Source organism: Klebsiella sp. A-Nf5 (assembly GCF_002810545.1).
Lineage (GTDB): Bacteria > Pseudomonadota > Gammaproteobacteria > Enterobacterales > Enterobacteriaceae > Klebsiella > Klebsiella variicola.
The window spans coordinates 1-643 of record NZ_PIOG01000251.1; the positions used below are offsets into that span (position 1 = coordinate 1).

At 52.4% G+C, this 643-nt stretch carries 1 protein-coding gene; it reads left to right on the plus strand.

Annotated elements, in window-relative coordinates:
- Positions 1 to 25: 25 nt before the first annotated feature.
- The coding region (locus tag CWM53_RS23385) for an alcohol dehydrogenase catalytic domain-containing protein (protein WP_165785127.1) at positions 26 to 643 on the plus strand (618 nt) is incomplete at its 3' end.

Genomic DNA, 643 nt, shown 5'->3' on the forward strand with positions numbered 1-643 from the left:
GCAAATAATATTGACGGGAAATAAAATGAAAAATTCAAAAGCGATATTAAAAACCCCGGGTGCGATGAAAATTATTGCCGCCGATATCCCGGTACCCAAAGAGCATGAAGTGCTGATCAAAGTTGAATACGTTGGTATTTGCGGTTCAGATGTTCACGGGTTTGAATCGGGCCCTTTTATTCCGCCGAAAGACCCAAACCAGGAAATTGGTCTCGGGCATGAATGTGCCGGTACGGTGGTGGCGGTGGGAAGTCGCGTCAGTAAATTTAAACCGGGCGACCGGGTGAACATTGAACCCGGCGTGCCGTGCGGCCACTGCCGCTACTGTCTGGAGGGGAAATACAACATCTGCCCTGATGTCGACTTTATGGCCACGCAGCCTAACTATCGCGGCGCGCTAACCCACTATCTATGCCATCCGGAAAGCTTCACTTACAAGCTACCCGATAACATGGGCACCATGGAAGGCGCGCTGGTAGAGCCTGCGGCGGTAGGGATGCATGCCGCAATGCTGGCTGACGTGAAGCCTGGCAAGAAAATCGTCATCCTGGGGGCCGGCTGTATTGGCTTAATGACCCTGCAAGCCTGTAAGTGTTTAGGGGCAACCGACATCGCCGTTGTCGATGTTCTGGAAAAGCGTCTG